At 34.5% G+C, this 21,780-nt stretch carries 22 protein-coding genes; 12 read left to right on the top strand and 10 right to left on the bottom strand.

Annotated features, from left to right (window positions below; translation table 11 throughout):
- Position 1: 1 nt before the first annotated feature.
- The 3 genes from ACY2RT_RS07065 to ACY2RT_RS07075 all read left to right on the top strand — a co-directional run bounded on the left by ACY2RT_RS07065 (position 2) and on the right by ACY2RT_RS07075 (position 1,754).
- Positions 2-385, top strand: a complete 384-nt coding sequence (locus tag ACY2RT_RS07065) for a TraR/DksA family transcriptional regulator (RefSeq protein ID WP_490155196.1) — start codon at positions 2-4, stop codon at positions 383-385.
- Between the two features lie 54 nt (positions 386-439).
- Positions 440-1,069, top strand: coding sequence for a hypothetical protein (locus ACY2RT_RS07070; protein WP_490155197.1), 630 nt, complete (start codon positions 440-442; stop codon positions 1,067-1,069).
- 70 nt (positions 1,070-1,139) lie between these two features.
- On the top strand, positions 1,140-1,754 hold the full coding sequence (locus ACY2RT_RS07075; RefSeq protein WP_490155198.1) for a lipoprotein signal peptidase: 615 nt from the start codon (positions 1,140-1,142) through the stop codon (positions 1,752-1,754).
- On the opposite strand, the gene ACY2RT_RS07080 is transcribed toward ACY2RT_RS07075, so the two are convergent.
- From ACY2RT_RS07080 to ACY2RT_RS07105, 6 genes are all read right to left on the bottom strand, one after another.
- Positions 1,751-2,902: a PAS domain-containing sensor histidine kinase gene (locus tag ACY2RT_RS07080; RefSeq protein ID WP_490155199.1), complete on the bottom strand. Its 1,152-nt coding sequence runs from the start codon at positions 2,900-2,902 to the stop codon at positions 1,751-1,753. The two genes, ACY2RT_RS07075 and ACY2RT_RS07080, sit on opposite strands and share 4 nt — an antisense overlap.
- Before the next feature lie 87 nt (positions 2,903-2,989).
- On the bottom strand, positions 2,990-3,352 hold the full coding sequence (locus tag ACY2RT_RS07085) for a DUF2752 domain-containing protein (RefSeq protein WP_490155200.1): 363 nt from the start codon (positions 3,350-3,352) through the stop codon (positions 2,990-2,992).
- A gap of 28 nt (positions 3,353-3,380) precedes the next feature.
- Positions 3,381-3,659, bottom strand: coding sequence for a CD225/dispanin family protein (locus ACY2RT_RS07090; protein WP_490155201.1), 279 nt, complete (start codon positions 3,657-3,659; stop codon positions 3,381-3,383).
- A gap of 53 nt (positions 3,660-3,712) precedes the next feature.
- Complete coding sequence (locus tag ACY2RT_RS07095; protein WP_490155202.1) at positions 3,713-4,273, bottom strand: 5-formyltetrahydrofolate cyclo-ligase; 561 nt, start codon at positions 4,271-4,273, stop codon at positions 3,713-3,715.
- Positions 4,266-5,243 carry a succinylglutamate desuccinylase/aspartoacylase family protein gene (locus ACY2RT_RS07100; RefSeq protein ID WP_490155203.1) on the bottom strand — a complete coding sequence of 326 codons (978 nt, stop codon included), beginning with the start codon at positions 5,241-5,243 and terminating at the stop codon, positions 4,266-4,268. The genes ACY2RT_RS07095 and ACY2RT_RS07100 overlap by 8 nt, the downstream gene beginning before the upstream one ends.
- Positions 5,244-6,116: an ATP-grasp domain-containing protein gene (locus ACY2RT_RS07105; protein WP_490155204.1), complete on the bottom strand. Its 873-nt coding sequence runs from the start codon at positions 6,114-6,116 to the stop codon at positions 5,244-5,246.
- Between the two features lie 143 nt (positions 6,117-6,259).
- Between ACY2RT_RS07105 and uvrC the strand changes: the two genes are divergently transcribed.
- From uvrC to ACY2RT_RS07150, 9 genes are all read left to right on the top strand, one after another.
- Complete coding sequence (uvrC, locus tag ACY2RT_RS07110; protein ID WP_490155205.1) at positions 6,260-8,056, top strand: excinuclease ABC subunit UvrC; 1,797 nt, start codon at positions 6,260-6,262, stop codon at positions 8,054-8,056.
- Positions 8,053-10,287, top strand: a complete 2,235-nt coding sequence (locus tag ACY2RT_RS07115) for a patatin-like phospholipase family protein (RefSeq protein WP_490155206.1) — start codon at positions 8,053-8,055, stop codon at positions 10,285-10,287. Before uvrC ends, ACY2RT_RS07115 begins: the two co-directional genes overlap by 4 nt.
- Before the next feature lie 159 nt (positions 10,288-10,446).
- Positions 10,447-11,604, top strand: coding sequence for a homogentisate 1,2-dioxygenase (locus ACY2RT_RS07120; protein WP_490155207.1), 1,158 nt, complete (start codon positions 10,447-10,449; stop codon positions 11,602-11,604).
- A 16-nt stretch (positions 11,605-11,620) separates the two neighbouring features.
- Positions 11,621-12,781, top strand: coding sequence for a 4-hydroxyphenylpyruvate dioxygenase (gene hppD / locus ACY2RT_RS07125; protein WP_490155208.1), 1,161 nt, complete (start codon positions 11,621-11,623; stop codon positions 12,779-12,781).
- A gap of 105 nt (positions 12,782-12,886) precedes the next feature.
- On the top strand, positions 12,887-13,657 hold the full coding sequence (locus ACY2RT_RS07130) for a DUF3108 domain-containing protein (protein WP_490155209.1): 771 nt from the start codon (positions 12,887-12,889) through the stop codon (positions 13,655-13,657).
- 3 nt (positions 13,658-13,660) lie between these two features.
- Positions 13,661-14,593: a tryptophan 2,3-dioxygenase family protein gene (locus ACY2RT_RS07135; protein WP_490155210.1), complete on the top strand. Its 933-nt coding sequence runs from the start codon at positions 13,661-13,663 to the stop codon at positions 14,591-14,593.
- 24 nt (positions 14,594-14,617) lie between these two features.
- On the top strand, positions 14,618-15,841 hold the full coding sequence (locus ACY2RT_RS07140; protein ID WP_490155211.1) for a peptidoglycan DD-metalloendopeptidase family protein: 1,224 nt from the start codon (positions 14,618-14,620) through the stop codon (positions 15,839-15,841).
- A 183-nt stretch (positions 15,842-16,024) separates the two neighbouring features.
- Positions 16,025-18,595 (top strand): TonB-dependent receptor, encoded by a 2,571-nt coding sequence (locus ACY2RT_RS07145; protein WP_490155212.1) that lies wholly within the window; start codon positions 16,025-16,027, stop codon positions 18,593-18,595.
- 114 nt (positions 18,596-18,709) lie between these two features.
- Positions 18,710-19,153, top strand: coding sequence for a hypothetical protein (locus tag ACY2RT_RS07150; protein WP_490155213.1), 444 nt, complete (start codon positions 18,710-18,712; stop codon positions 19,151-19,153).
- A gap of 167 nt (positions 19,154-19,320) precedes the next feature.
- Here ACY2RT_RS07150 and ACY2RT_RS07155 read toward each other — a convergent pair whose 3' ends face one another.
- From ACY2RT_RS07155 to ACY2RT_RS07170, 4 genes are all read right to left on the bottom strand, one after another.
- Positions 19,321-19,566: a hypothetical protein gene (locus ACY2RT_RS07155; protein WP_490155214.1), complete on the bottom strand. Its 246-nt coding sequence runs from the start codon at positions 19,564-19,566 to the stop codon at positions 19,321-19,323.
- Between the two features lie 89 nt (positions 19,567-19,655).
- Positions 19,656-19,985, bottom strand: a complete 330-nt coding sequence (locus ACY2RT_RS07160; protein WP_490155215.1) for a hypothetical protein — start codon at positions 19,983-19,985, stop codon at positions 19,656-19,658.
- Between the two features lie 83 nt (positions 19,986-20,068).
- The gene (locus ACY2RT_RS07165) at positions 20,069-20,674 is read right to left on the bottom strand and encodes a hypothetical protein (protein WP_490155216.1); all 606 of its coding nucleotides are present in this window, start codon (positions 20,672-20,674) and stop codon (positions 20,069-20,071) included.
- 166 nt (positions 20,675-20,840) lie between these two features.
- Positions 20,841-21,776, bottom strand: coding sequence for a toxin-antitoxin system YwqK family antitoxin (locus tag ACY2RT_RS07170; RefSeq protein ID WP_490155217.1), 936 nt, complete (start codon positions 21,774-21,776; stop codon positions 20,841-20,843).
- Positions 21,777-21,780 lie beyond the last annotated feature (4 nt).

The following is a 21,780-nucleotide window of genomic DNA, read 5'->3' on the forward strand; positions in this document are numbered from 1 at the left end:
TATGGCACAAGAAATAAAAAATCGATACAGCGACAAAGAATTGGAAGAATTTAGAATTTTAATTCAGGAAAAAATTGACAAGGCCAAAGATCAACTGGAACTAATTAAAAGTGCGTATAAAAACGACAGTAATAATGGTACAGATGATACTTCACCAACCTTTAAGGCTTTTGATGAAGGTAGTGAAGTGATGAGCAAAGAGACCTCTTCTCAATTAGCCATACGTCAGGAGAAGTTCATTAGGGACCTTAAAAATGCTTTGATACGTATTGAAAACAAAAGTTATGGTATTTGCCGTGTAACCGGGAAATTAATCAATCCGGAGCGGTTAAAATTAGTACCACATGCAACATTAAGTATTGAAGCTAAGAATATGCAGAAATAATCTGTTCTTTTCAGAAAATATAAAAACAGGCCCCATTGTATAATGGGGTTTTTTATGGTCAAAAAGTTAATTTACATACTGTTTTTTGTTTCTTTTATTTCTGAAAGTTTTGCACAGAAGGTCTTTCAGAAAGAATGGGACGCATCGGGGATTTTAAAACTTGTAATTGAAAGCGATGAGGTTTTCAATATTAAAATAATTTCAGAAAAGACAGGTATTATAAAAATTAATACTCATGTGGAAGGAGAAAACTATGAAGATGTAGTTTTGGATATAATTGAAAAAGAAGGGTCATTATTCTTAAATACCGGATATTCACCATATTTTGAAGCCAAAAATGATAAACTGGCAGCTCATAAGGTAATTTCAATTGAGATAGAAGTTGTAGTACCCGAAATAATAATGGTTTCCATACGTTCAAGAATAGCTTCTGTGGAAGGATATGGTAGTTTTAAGTCTTTTGAGGCAGGTCTTGAAAATGGAAATTGTACATTATATGATTTTAGGGGGAATGCCTTGTTACAAACCAAGCAAGGAGCTATTATGGTTTATGCCAAAGAAAATGTGAAAGGAAAAGCAGTTTCAAAAAGAGGTGTTATACATAATGTGCTTCCAATAAAAGGAAAATACACAATAAATGCAGAAAGTATAGATGGTACTATTACACTTATTCAAACCAAATAATATTGCTATTTTTGCCATCGAATGCCAAGATATTTTTGATGGCATTACTTTTTAATCTTATAAGAAATACATGTCTCTAAAAAAAGCTGCTATTATTATCTTTTTGGTCTTACTTGTGGATCAAATTTCTAAGGTTTATATAAAAACACATTTTGTTTTAGGAGAAGAAATTCGTGTTTTTGATTGGTTTAGAATACTATTTGTTGAAAATGAAGGAATGGCTTGGGGAGCAAAGATACCAGGTGAATACGGAAAATTATTTTTAACACTTTTTAGGCTGGTAGCAATCGTAGGTATTGGTTATTGGTTATGGGACTCGGTTCGAAAAAAATTATCCCGGATCTTAATAGTTTCTATTGCATTGATTTTTGCGGGAGCCTTTGGAAATATCATCGATTCTGTTTTCTACGGAATTATTTTTAGTGACAGTCATCATCAAGTAGCTTCATTTTTAGCAGATGGGGGTGGTTATGGTACACTCTTTCATGGAAAAGTAGTAGATATGTTGTATTTCCCGTTATGGAAGGGGTATCTGCCGGAGTGGATTCCGTTTTGGGGAGGTGATTATTTTACTTTTTTTGAACCGGTTTTTAATATTGCAGATACATCTATAAGTACGGGCGTAGGTTTATTGATTGTTTTCAATAAAAGAGCTTTCCCTAAGAAAGCTGAAAAAGAAGATTAAAACTTGAGGGTGAATATCGTGCCCAGATTTACTGTACTTTCCACATCTATTGTCCCCTGCAATGCTTCTACCTGATTTTTAGTGATAAATAGCCCAACTCCTTTGGAATCATGGTTAGCAGGCGTATGAAAAGTTTCATAGATATTAAAGATCTTATCACCGTATTTATTAAGGTCGATCCCTAACCCGTTGTCTTTTACCATAAGGTATTGACCGCCGTCTTTATCTTCGTAAGAGCAAATATCGATGACCGGATTGCGGTTTGGGTGCTTAAATTTAATTGCATTAGTAATTAAATTTATAAATATACTCTCTAAATATGCTGGAATATACTCAATGTTTGGAATCTCAGAGAAATCTGAAAAGATCTCCGTTTCCGAAGTAGTGATCATATTTTGTAATGAACACATAACACGTAGCAATGCTTCTCTGAATGAAACCATTTTTTTATCATCTCCAGCTTTTGTTTGTATTGCTACAATTTCATTTAAATGGTTAATGGTAGTGTTTATATTTTCTGAAATTTCACTTAAGTTATTTTTAAGTTCTATTTCTTCTTCTTTAGACTCTGCCATGTTCAATAATTCCATTGATAAATGAAGATTACTGGCATGACACCTTAAATTGTGAGATATAATATTGGCAAAGTTGAATAATCTGGTATTTTGAGATTCAATAACCTTCAATGAGTTTTCTAAATTAACCTCTTTTTCTTTGATGTCTGATATATCCTGAAAAACACCTTTGAGCCCAATAATATTACCTTTCTCATCATTTATAGGTTTGCCAATGGCGCGCGCCCAAAATTCTTGCTTATTATAAGTGAGCATTTTTATGGTCCCCGTATAGGGATTACCCATGCTTATACCATGAAATGCTTTAACAATTTTGTCTTTAAAGTCATCTGAAAAAAAATCTAATGCCGAATTAAGGGAGGGCTTATAATCAACGGGAGTTCTTAGAATTCTCCTGGCTTCAGGATCAAGAAAACTTGTTTTCTTCTGAAAATTAACACTAAACCCGCCTGCAGCTGTCAATTGAGTGATTTCTTCATAATAAAAATCATCAACCGGAGCATTGGGGCTAGCTCTTGTTTCTTCGACCTCTCTGAAGAGTATTTTACTTCTTTTCTGTGTCAAAAAATTCATTAAACCTTCCATTTTGAAAGGCGAAATATAGAAAAAAAATATGAATTGTAAGATAATTCTTTCAAAACAAATGTTTTAAAGGAATTATTAATTGAAAGGATAAAACGTCATATTCCTAACAACCCAATAAACAAGGGCAATACCGAAGAAGCCATAAATAAAAATAGTATTGTAAAAAAGGGATACTCTGTATTTGGTCTCAAAAATATAATTCCAAAGCTTTAAGCCTAAACTATAGCTTATTAACGGAAGAGATAGCACCATTAAAGGGTTTAAATTGAATGCTGTAACCAGGTTTCCGTGTAATAATTGATGTATGGCACGTTGCGAGCCACAGCCGGGGCAGTTATAGCTTGTAATATATTTAAAAGGGCAGGGAAGGAAAAAAGAGTGTTGTGTTGGATTGAATAGATAATACATAAAAAAAACACCCCCAAGCAATCCAAGCAAGAGGGTAAGTTTTATAAACTTATTTGTATTATCCAAGAAGGCCACCTGCAACTCCCACTAACATTAAAATAATGTAAATAACAAGAAAAGCTCCTCCGGCTACCATACCCCAAATAGCCCATTTTTTAGCATCATCAGCATGTTTTTGAGCCTCGGCATGATTGCCTTGTGCCCATAATTCTTTTACTTTTGTAGATTTAATAATAGATACAATTCCTAAAGGTAAGCAACATAGTACGGTACATATGATTGCCCAAACTAAGTTGTTGTCTGGCGGCGGTCCGGCCGGATTGTTTGTTGTTTCCATGTTTTTTTAATTTGTTATTAAATATTTAGATATTAAATATAAAGTGTTTTTTTTTAAAAATGCTCTATTTTTTGAGCAGTAACACAAAAATGTAGTGGAATATCTATGATTTCATGGACGATTTTGTCTTCAGGTTTGAAAAAGGAAAGGCCTACAAAAACAGTTTCAGGAGTGCATTTTGCTAAAAAACGATCATAGAACCCTTTACCATATCCAATTCTGTTTCCCTTTTGGTCGTAAGCCATTAAGGGGACAAAGACTACATCCAATTGTTTTGGGGAAATTCCTATTCCAGAAACAGGTTCGGGAATACCGAATCTTGATAGTTTTATAGCTGTATTTTCCTGAAGTAGGATATGATCTAATTCACCTGTATCAAAATTTGACCTGGAAACAACAATACTTTTGTCCTTTCCCTGAAGAATATGCAGTAGATATTCGGTATTTACTTCTTTTTTTTCGGAAATAGATAGAAAAATGTGATAATAGGTTTTATCCCAAATAGGTAACTCTAATGATTTGTTTGCAATTTGAAGGCTTAATTCTTCAACTTGTTCATGGGATAATTGCTCACGAAGCACATAATATTTTTTTCGCAAGCTTTTTTTATCCATTGTACAGTTCTGTAGAAATATGAAATAAAGCATCTCCCTGATAAACAAGTGGAGATTCATTAAGGTTGATAATGTAACCGCTATGTGTGGATTTAAACCAGTAATTAATTTTTCCGTAAGGATCTGTAATATGACCAATTACCTCACCTTTTTCAACAAACCCCCCAACTTTGGCGACAGGTTTAAACATTCCGGAATTGTGAGCCCGCAGCCATCTGCTTTGTGTAATTACTACAGGCGATTTAGAAGGAGAAGTTACTTTAAAACTACTGCGTAACATACCAAGGTGGTGTAATACCCTTTTAGATCCGTTTACTCCGGTATTACTAACAACACGATCGATATAATTAGACTTTCCACCTTCAAAAAGCAGCATTGGCACCCCTTTTTTCTTACAAGAATTTCTAAAGGATTTTTTTAGGTTTTTTGAATACAAAATGAAAGGAGCATTGAAAATCTGGGAAAGCTCAGCTAGCATTGGATTGTCTTTTTCTATACGAATGTGAGGAATATTGAATCTGCTGGAGCCCCCGGTGTGAAAATCTAAACAATAATCTACCTGCGGAATGATATCATTCATTAGTTTATAGGCTACCCTTGCAGCCAGTGATCCGTTTTTATTCCCCGGAAACGATCTGTTAAGATCTCTTCCGTCCGGAAATTCTCTCGCTTTTTGTATAAATCCAAATATGTTGATAATAGGAATGCAAATAGTTGTTCCTATTTTTGGCTTATTAATACCTTTTGAAATGATTTGGCGAACAATCTCAATACCATTTACCTCATCTCCGTGGATTCCGGCAGTAAATAAAACAGTAGGCCCTTCAAATTTCGACCTTTCTACATAAATTGGGACATCTACAGGTGTATTTGTGTGCAATTTTGCCAAATTGAAATGAAGTTCTTTTGACTGCCCAGGTAGAATTTCTTCTCCAAGAATAATAAATTTGTTAGCTTTCTTTTTGGCCATCTATCTTTTGTTTCTTTCAATATAACCAATAACACTCCTTGATATATTTTTTCCCGTAACAGTTTCTATTCCTTCCAGTCCGGGAGTTGAATTTACCTCCAGTACTAACGGACCTCTATCTGACTGAAGAATATCCACACCACAGACCCCTAACCTTAGTGCTCTTGCAGCTCTTAGAGCGATTCGCTCCTCATCAAAACTCAATTTTATAATTTCTGAAGAACCTCCCCTGTGTAAGTTGGACCTAAACTCTCCTTCTTTGCTTTGGCGTTTCATAGCTGCAACAATAACTCCATCTACAATAATGATACGAATATCTGCTCCTTCAGATTCTGCAATATATTCCTGGATAACAAACCTCACTTTTGTAGCTTTTAATGTTTCAATAGTAGAGAGTGCAGACCGATAGGTTTCTGCTAAAATCACACCATGACCATGTGTCCCCTGTAACACTTTTATAATTACCGGATTTTCACCAAAACTTTCAAGTACAGTAGCTATATCATGAGCATTCCCTAAAACAGTTTTAGGCACAGGAATATTTGCGGCTGCCAAAATTTGAAAACTGGTCCATTTATTTCTGGACTGTAAAATAGCTTCGGCAGAAACAACACAAAAAACTCCCATAGATTGAAAATGACGTACCAAAGAGGATCCAAAATAAGTATTGGAAGCACCTATTCTGGGGATAATTGCATGTAAATCGTCAACAGGTTCATTGCAGTAATATACTACAGATTTTCCCTCTTCAATAGCCATTGTGCAAAGTGAAGGGTCTAAAACTTCAATATCATGATTTCTAGCCCTCCCTGCTTTTAATAAGCTTTGTGTAGAGTAGAGATTTTCTCCCCGGGATAGAATAGCAATGTTCATTAGCAGCAATTAATAGTTGCAAGTTAGTAAAAATTATAACTGTGAAGATGCTAAGAAGAGGCATGTATATGTTTAACAATTTATTTGCAATATTGGTGGTAGAAAGGGCAACAATAAAGCAAAACATCAATTATCTTTGAGCTATGGCAGAGGCTTCGGTCACATTACAAATTTCTACACTACCTGAATCTCCGGGAGTATATCAATATTATGATAAAGATAATAAGCTATTGTATGTAGGTAAAGCTAAAAACCTGAAAAAACGTGTAAATTCTTACTTTACCAAACAGCATGATAATGCACGTACAAAGCTGTTAGTTAAAAAGATAAAAAGTATAAAACATATAGTAGTTGCTACCGAAACGGATGCGCTATTACTTGAAAATAATCTTATAAAAAAATACCAGCCACGGTATAATGTGATGCTGAAAGATGACAAATCCTATCCATGGATTTGCATAAAAAATGAACGTTTTCCTCGTGTTTTTTCTACCAGAAGGTTGATTAAAGACGGTTCTGAATATTATGGCCCATACACAAGTATGAGGACAGTTCATACCTTATTGGACCTTATAAAGGGGTTGTATCCATTACGTACATGTAATTATGATCTGGCTGAAGAGAAAATCCGTTCAGGAAAATATAAAGTCTGTCTGGAGTATCATTTGGGAAACTGTCTGGGGCCTTGTGAGGGATTTTTTTCTGAAGCAGAATATCATGAAAACATTGAAGCGATCCGAAACATTGTGAAAGGCAATTTTAAAGAATCACTTACCCGCTTTAGGGTGCAAATGAAAACCTATGCTGCCGAATTAAAATATGAAGATGCCCAGCGTGTAAAAGAAAAAATAAATATACTTGAAAATTATCAGGCAAAGTCTACCGTTGTAAACCCCAAAATTAGTGATGTAGATGTGTTTTCAATAGTTTCAGATGAAAGCTATGCATACGTCAATTTTCTTCAGGTCTCATTTGGTGCTATTATTCGTTCACATACTTTGGAAATCAAGAAAAAACTTGATGAATCCGATAAAAAGTTATTGCAATTGGCTGTAATTGAATTACGGCAGCGATTTCAATCTCAGTCCAAACAAATATTTGTCCCTTTTGCTATTGATACTGAAGAAGGGGTAAAAATACATATCCCAAAAGCAGGAGATAAAAAGCACATTTTGGACCTATCCATTCGCAATGCAAAGTATTACCGAATGGAACGATTTAAACAAGCAAAGATCGTAGACCCTGACCGTCATGAAAAACGGATTATGGCGCAAATGAAGAAAGATCTTCGGTTAAATGAAGAGCCACGTCATATAGAATGTTTTGACAATAGTAATATTCAGGGAACACATCCTGTGGCTGCCTGTGTGGTTTTTAAAAACGGAAAGCCCAGTAAGAAAGAATATCGCAAGTTTAATATAAAAACAGTAGAAGGGCCGGATGATTTTGCTTCAATGGAAGAAGTAGTGTATAGAAGGTATAAAAGGATGTTGGATGAGGAGCAACCTTTACCTCAGTTAATCATCATAGATGGAGGGAAAGGACAATTATCTTCAGCCTTAAAAAGCTTAGATAAATTGAAACTGCGTGGAAAAATTGCCATTGTAGGTATTGCAAAACGATTGGAAGAATTATTTTATCCGGACGACCCCATTCCATTGTATTTGGATAAAAAATCTGAAACATTAAAGATCATACAACAATTACGTAATGAAGCACACCGTTTTGGTATAACATTTCATAGAGATAAAAGAAGTAAAGATGCTTTAAATACGGCCCTGGAGACAATTCCCGGCATTGGTGAAAAAACAGTAATGGAATTATTAAAACATTTTAAAAGCACTAAAAGAATTGCTAAAGCTAGTTTTGATGAATTAGCTGAAGTGGTTGGTGCCAGTAGGGCTAAAAAAATTATTACGCACTTTCAATCAACACAATGAAAAGGTTATTTTTCATAATATTTCTATTGTTTTCAGGGTTTGTCTTTTCTCAGGATAAGGCAGATAAAGACCTGAAGGTTGGTTTGGTTTTAAGTGGTGGAGGCGCAAAAGGGTTAGCACATATTGGAGCACTTAAGGTGATTGAAGATTCGGGCGTGCGTATTGATTATATTGGTGGGACAAGTATGGGAGCGATCATAGGAGCATTGTATGCTTCGGGATATACTGCCGTACAATTGGACTCTATTTTTAAAGAAACAGATTTTGACAAATTGATTCAGGATGAAATTCCTCGTAACGCAAAGACTTTTTATGAAAAAGACGAATCTGAAAAATATGCACTAACACTTCCGTTCGATAAGTTTCATGTTTCATTTCCTTCGGCTTTATCAAAAGGGCAAAACGTATATAATTTATTGTCCAAACTCACAGCACATGTTAGCAATATTGAAGATTTTAATAAACTGCCAATACCTTTCTTTTGTGTGGCGACAGATGCAGAAACCGGGAAACCAATTCTTTTGAATAAAGGGTATTTGCCACAAGCTATTACGGCAAGCGGAGCGCTTCCTTCATTATTTAGCCCTGTAATAATTAATGATACACTTATGATTGATGGAGGTGTGGTAAACAACTATCCTGTAGATGAAGTAAAAGCAATGGGAGCTGACATTATTATAGGTATAGATGTACAGGATACATTAAGGGACCGCTATAAGTTAAAATCGGCTTTAGATGTTCTGGTTCAGATAAATAATTTCAGAACCATTAAAGACATGGTTAAAAAGCGTGAAAAAACAGATATTTATATAAACCCGAATATAGAAGCATTTACTGTGGTTTCTTTTGATGAAGGAAGTAATATTATACAGGCAGGAGAAGATGAAGCTAATGCATTAAAGGATGAATTATTAGCTGTTGCAGCCAGGCAAAAGAAGCTTCCAAAACAAAAAATAGACTTTGTTACCGGAGATTCATTATTTATTAAAGAAGTAAAGATCGAAGGGATTGAAAAATATACACGTTCCTATGTTTTGGGAAAGTTAAAATTAGTGACTCCGGCAATAACTTCTTACAAGAGGTTTAATGAAGGCATCAATAACCTTTCTGCAACAGACAACTTTCAAGATATAGATTATTATTTTACCGAAGATGAGAACGGTGAAACCACATTGCTTCTTAATTTAAGAGAAAAAACTTCAAACACACTTCTTAGATTGGGGGCTCATTATGATGATCTGTTTAGAACTGCGGTGATGGTTAATGTCACTCAAAAAAGAATCATTACCAACAACGACATTGCATCTTTTGATTTTATTGTTGGAGATAATGTTCGTTATAATTTTGATTATTATATAGATAAAGGATTTTACTGGAGTATTGGACTTAATTCCAGCTATAGTTTTTTTGATAAAGATGTGCCTATTGGATTTGTTGATACTGAATTCCTTACCAATGTTAATACGCAACTCAATCAAATTTCACTAAAATACGATGATGTCACCAACCGGATATATGTAGAAACACTTTTTAAGCGTATATTATTACTGGGTATAGGAGCAGAGCATAAATGGCTTCGGTATTTATCTGAAACTATTGGAGTTGATGAAAATAATGTTCCAAGAACGATTTTTGAGAACACTAATTATTTTAGTGCGTACGGATATTTGAAATACGACACATATGACAACATTTTTTTTCCAAAGAAAGGGGTCTATTTTAAAGGAGATTTTCATATGTATCTTTTTGCTAATGGGTTGAATGAAAACTTCAGCGAATTTTCTATTTCAAAAGCAATGATGGGTTATGCGACCTCATTTTCAGACAAATTATCAATGCAGATCACTACTGAGGGAGGTTTTAAAATTGGAGGGAAAAATACTAATTCTTTTGATTTTCTTGTGGGAGGTTATGGTTACAAACAACTAAATAATATTATCCCGTTTTATGGTTATGAAGCATTAAGTCTGCGCGGAGATACCTATTTAAAGGCCGCGGTTACTTTAGACTATGAAATTTTCAAAAAAAACCACATTAACCTTTCTACCAATGTTGCTAATATCGGGGATGGGCTGTTTACTTCAAGAAGATGGATTGATAGAATTGATTATAGCGCCATAGCTCTGGGGTATGGGCTTGAAACTTTTTTGGGTCCTGTAGAAGTAAAATATTCTTTTTCTCCGGACCGCGATGAAGGGGAATGGTACGTAAGTGTTGGGTTTAGGTTTTAATATATTCTTAATCATAAAAAGGCAAATTTTTCCGACATTTGTCATATGGCAAGAGCAAATAGGAAATAGTTGTTATTTTTTTAAGCTTCCTTTATAAAGAAACCCGGAATAATGTGTTTCCCTTTTTGTAAAAATAATATTAATGTAAATTAAACCAAAATGCCACTATATCATAAATTAGGAAAAATACCTTCCAAACGTCATATACAGTTTCGTAAACCGGACGGCTCATTATATGCCGAACAGCTCTTTGGTACTGTTGGGTTTGATGGAATGTATAGTAATTTATACCACGAGGAACGCCCCACGCAGGTAAAGGAAATTAAAAAGCAATACAGTGTAGCACCAGAAATTGCTAAAGCGAATAACTTGAAATCGTATCGATTGAAAGGATATCAGGTACCATCTCAAAAGGATTATTTGGAAAGCCGAAAAGTAGTACTCACCAATAGTGATTGTAATATAATCTTAGCTGCACCCGAAGATTCTTTAAGAGACTATTTCTATAAAAATACAGATGCTGACGAATTGATCTTTATTCATAAAGGCAGCGGAACATTACGTACATTGTTAGGTAATCTGGACTTTAAATATGGAGACTATTTGTTAGTCCCGAGAGGCATCATTTACCAAATTGATTTCGATACATCAGATAATCGTTTATTTATTGTAGAATCATACAGACCTATTTATACACCAAAAAGATATAGAAATTGGTTTGGGCAACTGCTTGAACATTCCCCTTTTTGTGAACGTGATATACGAAAACCGAAAGAACTGGAGACTTTTCATGAAAAAGGTGAGTTTTTAATGAAGGTTAAAAAACAAGACGAAATTATTGAAATGGTCTATGCCACGCATCCTTTTGATGTTGTTGGGTATGATGGGTACAATTACCCGTATGCCTTTTCCATTCATGATTTCGAGCCTATTACAGGAAGAATTCATCAACCGCCACCGGTACATCAAACTTTTGAAAGTGATGCCTTTGTGGTTTGTAGTTTTGTTCCACGTTTGTATGACTATCACCCGGAGAGCATTCCTGCTCCGTATAATCATAGCAATATTGATAGTGATGAGGTGTTATATTATGTAGATGGAGACTTTATGAGCCGAAACGATATAGAAGCAGGCCAGATCACATTACACCCTGCTGGAATTCCTCACGGCCCTCACCCGGGAGCAACAGAGCGAAGTATCGGGAAAACAAAAACAGACGAGCTTGCGGTAATGGTAGATACATTTAAACCTCTAAAAGTAACGGAAGAAGCTTTAAAAATAGCCGATGGCACATATCATCAATCTTGGTTGGAATAATTTAAATAATAATAAAATGAGTAAAGAATTAAAATCAGTAGACTACGGATTAGAGAAAATTTTTGAAGGAGCTGAAGACTTCTTACCATTGTTAGGCACAGATTATGTAGAATTCTATGTGGGTAATGCAAAACAATCAGCACATTTTTATAAAACAGCATTTGGATTTCAATCCTATGCCTATAAAGGATTGGAGACAGGCTCAAAAGATGTGGTAAGCTACGTATTAAAACAAGATAAAATAAGGATTGTTTTAACAACACCTTTAAACAGCAAGTCGCCAATTAATGACCATATTGTAAAACATGGAGATGGAGTAAAAGTGATTGCTCTTTGGGTAGATGATGCAAGAAGCGCCTTTGAAGAGACTACAAAACGAGGGGCAAAGCCTTATTTAGAGCCAACAGTAGAAAAAGATGAAGATGGTGAGGTAGTAAAAGCAGGAATTTACACCTATGGAGAGACTGTCCATATGTTTGTTGAACGTAAAAACTATAAAGGAACTTTTTTACCGGGGTTTAGAGCCTGGGAATCTGATTATAACCCAGAACCAACAGGATTGAAATATATTGACCATATGGTTGGTAATGTGGGTTGGGGACAGATGAATACCTGGGTAAAATGGTATGAAGATGTAATGGGGTTTGTGAATTTTTTGTCTTTTGATGATAAGCAAATCCATACTGAATATTCTGCCTTAATGAGTAAGGTGATGAGCAATGGGAATGGGCGTATCAAGTTTCCAATCAATGAGCCTGCCAAAGGGAAAAAGCGCTCACAAATTGAAGAGTATTTAGATTTTTACGAAGGAGCGGGTGTACAACACCTTGCAGTTGCAACAGATGATATCATTAAGACAGTAGCAATGCTAAAGGCAAGAGGTGTTGAATTTTTACCGCCTCCACCCCAGGAATATTATGACGATATCCCCGGAAGGTTAGGGTCTCATATGGATGTTATGAAAGAAGATATAAAAGAACTTCAGAAGTTGTCCATCTTGGTAGATGCAGATGAAGAAGGATATTTGTTGCAAATATTTACAAAACCATTAGAAGACAGGCCTACTCTCTTTTTTGAGATTATTCAAAGAATGGGGGCCAGAGGATTTGGAGCCGGAAATTTTAAAGCCCTCTTCGAATCAATTGAAAGAGAACAGGCTGCACGTGGAACCTTATAATTGTAACGTAACAATACTTAAACTCCATCGTCCTGTATGATGGAGTTTATATTTTTGGAACAGATGTTGTAATTACAACATCTATAATCCAAATAACCCAAGTTTATGAAAAAGCTATTTACACTCTTTATTTTATGTAGTATCACTGTGCTTTCTGCCCAGGAAAAAGCATATGGTGACGGTGAGTGGTTTAAATTTAGAGTGCATTATGGTATTGTTACTGCCGGATACGCCATACTGGAGGTTGAGGATACTATGCTTAATGGAAAAGAAGTATTTCACATTAAAGGAGAAGGCAGAACTACAGGTATTTCCAATTGGTTTTTTAGTGTTGAAGATTATTACCAATCATACGTAGACAAACAAAAAGACATACCATATCGTTTTATTCGAAAGATCGACGAGGGAGGGCACACTAAGGATATACAAATAGATTTTAATCACTCCACAAACAAAGCTCTTGTCTATAATAAAAAACACAACGAAAAAGATTTGGTTTCCTTTCCAAAAGATGCTCAAGATATGGTCTCTTCATTTTATTATTTGAGAAATAATCTTGATGTAAAATCACTTGAAGAAGGAGATACTATAGATATGAATATGTTTTTTGATAAAGAAAATTATAAATTTAGGCTTAAATTCTTGGGTAGAGAGACCTTAAAAACTAATTTTGGAAAAGTTCGCAGTTTGATTTTTCGCCCGTATGTGCAAGCAGGAAGAGTTTTTAAAGAAAAAGAAAGTCTTACAGTTTGGGTAAGTGATGATGACAACAAAATACCATTGCTTATAAAAGCAGATCTAGCAGTAGGTTCTTTAAAGGCAACATTAACACAATTTAAAGGGTTAAAGCATTCTTTTAAAATTATAGCAGACTAATTTATGGACGTAAAACCAGAGATAAAAAAACTTCTAGAACAATTAGAGAAAAAATACAGCGCTATAGATCAGGATCTGGACACTCATTTAGAAGGATTATTGTATAGTGAACCCATGACGTATTGGGATTATATCCAAACAGATGCTTTACTAAATCTTCAGACACAAAGAACAACCCTGCCCGATGAAATGGTATTTATAATGTACCATCAGGTCAATGAACTGTTGTTTAAAATGATTCTTTGGGAAATAGCTCAGGTTGCTCACTGTAAAGCTATAACAGCTGAGTTTTTCTCTACTAAATTAATGCGAATCAGTCGTTATTTTGACATGCTAACCTCTTCCTTTAATATTATGGGTGATGGTATGGAAGTAGCCCAGTATATGAAGTTTAGAACTACACTAACACCTGCAAGTGGATTTCAGAGCGCACAGTACAGAAAGATCGAATTTGCTTCTACAGACCTTATAAATCTCATAGATGCCAGATTCAGGGAAACTATTGATAGAAATACACCTTATGAACATGCTTTAGAACATTTGTATTGGCAAGCAGCAGGAAAGGATTATAAAACGGGTAAGAAGTCATTTTTATTAACTGCTTTTGAAGAAAAGTACAAAAATGAATTCATAGCCTTTACAAAAGAATATAATACTATAAATTTGTACGCAAAATTTAAAGAGCTTCCAAAAGACGTAAAAGAAGATCCAAAATTACGGAAAGCGATGCGTCATTATGATCATACTGTAAATATTACTTGGGTCATGGCACATTACCATGCTGCCAATAAGTATTTAAATGCAGGGAATGAAACTGTAGAAGCAACAGGTGGAAGTGAATGGACAAAATATATGCATCCAAAATATCAAAGAAGAATATTTTTCCCCGAATTATGGACAGCACAAGAATTAGAAGATTGGGGAAAAGATGTGTAGGTTATTAAAAACAACAACCAAAAATTGAAAAGACTTAAATACGTACTCCCCCTTTTTTTTGCTTTTATTGCTTGCGATACAACAAAAGATGATCTTGTTGAAGAAGAAATTGTTGAAGAAGTTCCTATTATTCAAGAATACGGCTATATTTTAAATGATTATAATGTTGTTAGGGATACCATTCGCCCGGGAGATACTTTCGGAGTAATTCTGGATGCCAATGGAGTTTCGCAAAGTAAAATATTTGAAGTTGCCAATAAATTTAAAGACAGTTTCGATGTCCGTAGAATTGTAGTGGGGAAACCTTATGTACTGTTAAATTCCAAAGACTCCCTTAATACAACACAGGTATTCATTTATGAAAAAAATAGGATAGAATATGCTGTTGTAGATTTTAGAGATACTATTAATTGTTATACAGATAGAAAACCAATTCGTTTTGAAGAACGGGAAGCCTCCGGAATAATTACAAGTTCACTCTCACAAACCATGGAGGAGGAAAATTTGAGTCCTTATATGACAGATCGTTTGGCAAATATTTATGCATGGACCGTTAACTTTTTTCACCTGCAACCGGGAGATAGGTTTAAAGTGGTTTATACCGAAAAATTTATAAACGATACGATCTCTGCAGGCCTGCATGAAATTAAAGCCACTTATTTTGAGCACCGGGGGAAACCTTTGTATGCATTTAATTTTGAGACAGATTCCATTAATCAAGTGAGAGATTTTTATGATGAAGAAGCAAATAACCTTCGAAGAGCTTTTTTGAAATCCCCCATAAAATTTAACTTCAGAATATCTTCCCGGTATAATTTAAATAGGAGAATAAAATATTACGGCTACAAACTAAGGCCACATAAAGGAACTGATTTTGCTGCTCCAATTGGCACCCCAATTCTTGCTACTGCTGATGGAGTTGTTACAAAATCTGAAAGACGGGGAGGAAATGGAAATTATGTGAAAATAAAACACAATGGCACCTATGAAACGCAGTATCTGCATATGAAAAAACGTAATTCGAGAGTTGGAGAATACGTTAAACAAGGAGATGTAATAGGATGGGTTGGTATGACAGGAAATACTGGTGGACCCCACGTTTGCTATCGTTTTTGGAAAAATGGAAAACAAGTGGACCCCTTTAAAGAAGACCTCCCACTTTCAAAACCTTTGCCGTTAGATTATCATGATGATTTCTTTAGATTTATGCTTCCTTTAAAGGACCAATTGGACTGTATTTCCTACTAATTTGGTATTCTTTAGCTTGTTGATAACATTGTTATTAATTAAAACACTGTTCCTTAATACATTACATTTTTATAGTAATTTTAAGTACCTGTAAATTGTTAAGAATTTCTTAACCTATCTATGGTTATAAAAGAAATTTTTGAAATACTTTTGCAAAGAATTATTTAACTAAAACTAACACTTATGAAAAAACTTTTACTTTTCATTTTTTTATTGGGCAGTTTTACTGCTTTTTCACAAGGAACCGTAACAGGAACCTTAATTGACGCCGAAACGGGAGATACACTTCCCAGTGCTAACATTGTAGAAACCGGGACCAGTAATGGTACTGTTTCTGATATGGATGGAAATTTTTCATTGAATGTTTCAAATGATCAGGGAACAATAACTGTTTCTTTTGTAGGATATTCTACAACAGCGGTTAATTACACACTTGTTAACGGCACAGCCAATTTGGGTAACATAAGCGTAGGTCTTGATGCTGATGCTTTAGGTGAGATTATTATTGTTGGAACTGGAGTTATTGATTTAGCTGAAGACAGAAAAACTCCTGTTGCAGTATCCACCATTAAAGCCGAAGAAATTCAGAGAAAAGCTGTTGGTAATGTCGAAATTACTGAAGCAGTAAAAAACACACCATCTGCTTATATTTCAGGGCAAACAGGTTTTGGAGACTCTCAGTTATATTTAAGAGGTTTTGACCAAACGAACATTGCCGTATTATTAAACGGTCAGCCGGTTAATGGTATGGAAGATGGTAGAGTGTATTGGTCAAACTGGGCTGGAATCGCTGATATTGCTAACGCAATACAGGTACAAAGAGGTTTAGGATCTTCTAAACTTGCGATCTCTTCTGTTGGAGGTACTATGAATATTGTTATGAAAGCAGCCGAAAGAAATAAAGGAGGTTATGCACGTTTTGTAGGAGGTAATGACAGCTACTTTAAAGGAACGTTGGCTTATGATACCGGGAAGAATGATAAAGGATGGGCTTTTTCTGTATTAGTAGACTACTGGCAAGCACATAGAAAATGGGCAAGAGGAACCTATGGAGAAGGACAAAATTATTTCTTTGCCGTAGGATATAAACCAAACGAGACACATGCTTTCAATTTCTTAATTACAGGTGCACCTCAGTTACATGGTCAAAAATGGTCACAGTCAAAAGAAGTTATAGCTGCCGATCCTAAATTTAACCAACACTGGGGATATACTTCTGACGGAATTGATTCTGAAAGACAAAATTACTATCACAAACCGGTAATGAACTTAAACTGGGATTGGACAATGAGTGATAAAACCGAGCTAGGGACAGTATTATATGCCTCGTGGGGTCGCGGTGGAGGTACCGGACCACGTGGAGCAAGAGCACCAAGAACGGAAGATCCTGATGGTGACGGACCACTTTTTGGTCAAATAGATTATGATGGGATAGCTGCTTTAAACGCTGAAGTTGGTCTTGGAGATAATGATAAAAGAGCTGGTTATATAAGAAGAGCATCTGTAAACAATCACCAATGGTATGGACTTATTTCTAACTTAGGACATGAGTTTTCAGATACTTTTTCAGCAAATGTTGGAGTTGATGTGAGAATGTATACAGGAGATCACTTCAGACAAGTAACAGATTTCTACGGTTTAACAGGATGGGCTAACGATCGTCCAGATGGAGCCACTGTAACCAACGCTTTTGAACCAACCCCTTGGTCTGCACTTTTCGACTTTGCAGATGAAGGAGATAGAATTGACTATGACTATTCTGAAGATATTAATTATCAAGGAGTATTTGGGCAATTTGAGTATGCTACAGATTCATTCTCTGCATTCTTCCAGGGAGCTTTTTCTAATCAGTCTTACCAAAGAGAAGGTAGATTTAGTGATCCGGGGACTTCAGAAAAGTTAACTAAAACTGGGTATAATGTAAAAGGTGGTGTTTCATATACTATTGATGATATGCATACGATCTTTTTAAATGCAGGTTATTATTCAAGACAACCTTACCTAGATAATATTTTTGAATTCATTAGAGTTTCTAATGTTATTATTGAGCCAGAAGTTGACAATGAAGAAATTACTGGTTTTGAAGCTGGTTATCACTTTAAAACTACAAACTTCAGAGCTAATTTCAACGCCTATGTAACAGATTGGGATAACAGAACTTTATTGTCCAGTGGTGAAATAGATCCAAACGGAGTTCCAGGAGATGGCGATGAGATAGAAACAGATATTTTCCAAAGAGGTGTGAGACAATACCATACCGGAGCTGAATTTGACTTTAGCTATCGCCCTGCCAATGGAGTTACTATTAATGGATATCTTTCCGGAGGTAGCTGGTATTTCAAAGGGGAGTCAAACTTTGCGATATATAATGGAGATACTAATGAATTACTTGAAGAAGCAGAAGGTGTAGACAGATCTGGAATTAAAGTATCTACGGCACCACAATTTGCTGCAGGTTTAGGTGTTGTTGCAAAAATTATAGCTGGATTATCTGTAGATGCAAACATTAATTACTATGCAAACCACTATGAGTATACCGATTTAAATACAACGGAAAATCCTGACACGTTACGTCCATTCTCTTTGACTGATGCAGGATTAACGTATAAGTTTAACTTGGGAAGTAACGATCTTACTTTTAGAGGTAATGTATTCAACGTGTTAGACCATGTTACAATCCAGAACTCAGATGCGTTTGGATTCTTTAATAATAATGGTAGAACCTATAATGGATCTGTTAAGTATGCATTCTAATCATTTAGATTAAGAGATCATATCAATATATCTTTAAAAAGAGGTTGTTTTTAACAACCTCTTTTTTTATTTGAAATATCCCTACATTTGAAAGAACTTTAATAATTTGACCTTATGTACTCAACTATTCAATTTATACATTCCTGGTGGGCCTATTTGGTGTTATTTGTGGTCGTAATAGCTACTATCAATGCCTTGGCCGGATTTTTAAACAATAAAGAATATGGCCCTAAGGATTTTAGAATTTCACTTTTTGCACTAATTGTTACCCATATTCAGTTTTTAATAGGGTTGATCTTGTTTTTTGTATCTCCCTTGGGATTGCAGAATATTACCAACAGTGGTATGGGTGAAATAATGAAAAATTCAGAATACAGGCTCTATGCGATCGAGCACCCTATTATAATGCTATTGACAGTAGTATTGATCACTATTGGATATTCAAAGCATAAAAAGAAACTGGTTTCAAAACCAAAATTTAAAATGCTGGCGATCTTCTATACATTGGCATTAATTTTAATGCTTAGTAGAATCCCTTGGCAACAATGGTTTGACTAACAGTAAGCAGAATACAAAAAAGGCGTTCATTGAACGCCTTTTTTACTTTAAGTGCTATAGTATTATTTACTATGATTAAATGAATAAGTAACTCCTCTTAATTTTGTATACTTTTTGCCACTGTTTCTACTGAAGTCACTCTTTTAAAATTTTAAAGGCCTTTAAGATCATGCCACATTATCCGGATACAGTAATCGTAAGTTCTTGATGGAACTTTGCAGTTCTCTGGCCTCTTCGATCAATTCTTTACGAGCTTGTCTTTTGTTTTCAACTAGCTCTATTGCAACTTTATTTACAATTTCTGTTTGTTCTTTATGGGAGAACTGCTCGGTATTATTGCAAATACAGTTTAATATGGAATCTATGGCTAGTTGCTTTTCCTTTTCTCTATCTTTTTTAAAAAAATGTAACATGATAATAAGGTTTAGTTTGAACCTTATAAAACAAGCTCTGTGCCAAAAGTGTAACTATCTATAAGTAAGGCAACTAGATACAATTTTTTTCATGAAATTACTAAACGAACTCTTTTTTGTTGTAAGCCCATGTTGTCGTTATACCCATTTTGTTTCAACCCATAAGGATAGTAATTGGATTCTTCAATAATTTCATCATTTGGGTCGATGGAGACATTGAGGTCGTCATCACCATAAGATAATCTTATATTACCTAAGTGATCCTTATATTGATATACATATTTAAAGGCACTATAGGTGATCTCTCCACTGCCTGCATCATAGCCTTTTACAGATTTTGTAGGATGGTCTAATACAAGCTGGATATAACCCTCAGGGTGATTAAAGAATTGTAATTGCAGTGATCCGACAGATTCCATATCTGAATATATAAAGTTTCATACTAGGGAAGAACCACTAGGCAGAAGCCTAGCGGTAGCGGGGATTATCATTTCTTAAATTGTTAAGTATTAACTTTTTCAATAGCTTCAAGGGAGGTTATTTTTGGTTCAGTAGTAACGTATAAAAAAGTATATCTTTTATCTACACCGCTTGGACTTACGGAATTAAGAAAAAGATTATATCTCAGCTTACCTTTAACCTTACTCTTAATATTTACAGTATCCTTAAAAGTAAACTCAAGAATTGTGGAATCAATCTTTTTCAAGTTTTGTGACTGATTTACAGCAGGCTCAGGATTATTTCTACAAGACATTAATCCTAGAAATATAACCCCAATAAAACATAATTTAAAGTCTAATTTTCTTTGATAAAGGGCTTTTATATTAGCTGTATCACTTGGATGAGCAGATATTTTCTTTGTCATAGTAAAAACAGCAGGATAACTTGCAGCACCATTTACATAACTAGGACCTTCTCTTACATTCGTAATCTCTTGTACTGTTACAGTTGCTTCATTTTCCACAGTAGAAACTTCACCAGATGTATTGGAAGTACTTATAGAACCATCACTGGAATTATTAGATGAATAACTGTTATTTGACTTATTATCAGCTAATAAGTCTGTTCCCTTATCAACTATTTCAGTAACTTTTTTAGTGTCCTTCATACCTCCTTTAAAAGCTTCTGCAATACTATTTGCTTTAGCTCCATTATATCCGCTGGGAGCAGAAGGAATATCATCAGTATCTAATGAACCTTTACTGTTTTAATAAAAATGTTGCTTCGCTCTAAAAAAGTCTGAAAAATTGTTCAACTTTTATAAGAAGTCCACTCTATGCTTGTTCTTCAATTTCATATTCGTCTTTATCAGGTAGAGGATTCTTTACAAATATTTTTTTCTCAAAATAAACTTTTCTTTCCTCTAGAATTAATGAATCTAATTTAGACGGGGTTTGATTATAGGATTCTATAATATAACCTCTAATTATTTTTTCTCCAGGGCTATTAAATGTTTTACCAAATACAGCAGAATACTGATATCTATCTTGAAGGTGAGTAAACCATTTTTGATTTTTCACATCCTTACTTAAATTTTTAAAAGTATGTACGGTTACATAAGATTCATTAGAAAAATCTTCATTGAAATCTTCATGACTAGTTTTAGATGCAATTTTAACTTCTATTTCACTGTTTTGATCTTTAAAAAAAGGAATTTCGACAATGGCTAGTGCCCTAAAGCCTTCTTTTAAAGAAAATGTATCCTTTGTCGTTAATATGTCAAAATAATGGCTAGGATAGTATAAAGTATCTCCTTTTGAATTTAAAACCCATTTTTGATTAACATATGACTCCCCATTCACAAGCTTATACTCAATAATTGAATTTATTGTTCCATTCTCATTATAAAATTTCCATTTCCCAATTGCCTTGCCAAGTTTATTGATGTTACCTTGTTTTTGTTTTTTATATAGAGTATCAAAGGAAACTTGTCTTATGTGATCTTTAAAGAGATAATTTTTAAACTTAACTTTATTCTTATAATTTTCATAAAAGAATACTGATGAATCGATTTCTTTCCCTTTTGAAAACATTTTAATTGCTTTTATATTTCCGTTCAAAAAAAACTCTTCATAGGTGCCATCTCTTACACCATCCTTTACATTGATTTTTTCCTTTATATTACCATTTTCATAGTAAGAATAAATAACTTTATTATCATCGCAGGAGATAAAGAAAGAAAATGTAAAAATCAGTACTGCTAGCTTCATTTCT

Source organism: Ulvibacter sp. 2210JD10-4, from assembly GCF_058148525.1.

Bases quoted from the DNA above. Each gene is read 5' to 3' on its own strand.
- ACY2RT_RS07065 (WP_490155196.1), top strand. From the start codon at position 2: ATGGCACAAGAAATAAAAAATCGATACAGCGACAAAGAATTGGAAGAA.
- ACY2RT_RS07070 (WP_490155197.1), top strand. From the start codon at position 440: ATGGTCAAAAAGTTAATTTACATACTGTTTTTTGTTTCTTTTATTTCT.
- ACY2RT_RS07075 (WP_490155198.1), top strand. From the start codon at position 1,140: ATGTCTCTAAAAAAAGCTGCTATTATTATCTTTTTGGTCTTACTTGTG.
- ACY2RT_RS07080 (WP_490155199.1), bottom strand. From the start codon at position 2,902: ATGAATTTTTTGACACAGAAAAGAAGTAAAATACTCTTCAGAGAGGTC.
- ACY2RT_RS07090 (WP_490155201.1), bottom strand. From the start codon at position 3,659: ATGGAAACAACAAACAATCCGGCCGGACCGCCGCCAGACAACAACTTA.
- ACY2RT_RS07095 (WP_490155202.1), bottom strand. From the start codon at position 4,273: ATGGATAAAAAAAGCTTGCGAAAAAAATATTATGTGCTTCGTGAGCAA.
- ACY2RT_RS07100 (WP_490155203.1), bottom strand. From the start codon at position 5,243: ATGGCCAAAAAGAAAGCTAACAAATTTATTATTCTTGGAGAAGAAATT.
- ACY2RT_RS07105 (WP_490155204.1), bottom strand. From the start codon at position 6,116: ATGAACATTGCTATTCTATCCCGGGGAGAAAATCTCTACTCTACACAA.
- uvrC (WP_490155205.1), top strand. From the start codon at position 6,260: ATGGCAGAGGCTTCGGTCACATTACAAATTTCTACACTACCTGAATCT.
- ACY2RT_RS07115 (WP_490155206.1), top strand. From the start codon at position 8,053: ATGAAAAGGTTATTTTTCATAATATTTCTATTGTTTTCAGGGTTTGTC.
- ACY2RT_RS07120 (WP_490155207.1), top strand. From the start codon at position 10,447: ATGCCACTATATCATAAATTAGGAAAAATACCTTCCAAACGTCATATA.
- hppD (WP_490155208.1), top strand. From the start codon at position 11,621: ATGAGTAAAGAATTAAAATCAGTAGACTACGGATTAGAGAAAATTTTT.
- ACY2RT_RS07130 (WP_490155209.1), top strand. From the start codon at position 12,887: ATGAAAAAGCTATTTACACTCTTTATTTTATGTAGTATCACTGTGCTT.
- ACY2RT_RS07135 (WP_490155210.1), top strand. From the start codon at position 13,661: ATGGACGTAAAACCAGAGATAAAAAAACTTCTAGAACAATTAGAGAAA.
- ACY2RT_RS07145 (WP_490155212.1), top strand. From the start codon at position 16,025: ATGAAAAAACTTTTACTTTTCATTTTTTTATTGGGCAGTTTTACTGCT.
- ACY2RT_RS07150 (WP_490155213.1), top strand. From the start codon at position 18,710: ATGTACTCAACTATTCAATTTATACATTCCTGGTGGGCCTATTTGGTG.
- ACY2RT_RS07155 (WP_490155214.1), bottom strand. From the start codon at position 19,566: ATGTTACATTTTTTTAAAAAAGATAGAGAAAAGGAAAAGCAACTAGCC.
- ACY2RT_RS07160 (WP_490155215.1), bottom strand. From the start codon at position 19,985: ATGGAATCTGTCGGATCACTGCAATTACAATTCTTTAATCACCCTGAG.
- ACY2RT_RS07165 (WP_490155216.1), bottom strand. From the start codon at position 20,674: ATGAAGGACACTAAAAAAGTTACTGAAATAGTTGATAAGGGAACAGAC.
- ACY2RT_RS07170 (WP_490155217.1), bottom strand. From the start codon at position 21,776: ATGAAGCTAGCAGTACTGATTTTTACATTTTCTTTCTTTATCTCCTGC.